The following is a 278-nucleotide window of genomic DNA, read 5'->3' on the forward strand; positions in this document are numbered from 1 at the left end:
GTGCAGTGGGTGTCGGTGAAGAGCGGCAACTACTACAACGAAGCCGGCTTGCAGCGGAAGGTGACCGACAAGGATCAGTGGCTGACCAGTTTCCTGTCGTCGGGCAAGGCGTACGACGTGAACATGGATCGCGAGGTGACCGTCGGCGGCTACATGATGTTCATCAACAGCCGCGTGGAACTCGACGGCGTGCCGATCGGTGCGGCGTGCATGAGCCTGTCCGTCGATGCGCTCGCGAAGGGGATCTCGGCTTACCGGATCGGTGACACCGGGTTTGC

At 61.9% G+C, this 278-nt stretch carries 1 protein-coding gene; it reads left to right on the forward strand.

Annotated features, from left to right (window positions below):
- On the forward strand, positions 1–278 hold a 278-nt coding region (locus ACZ2XM_RS15490), incomplete at both ends, for a hypothetical protein (protein WP_490619014.1).

It is taken from the genome of Psychrobacter sp. CoH-33_TS_01 (assembly GCF_058189395.1).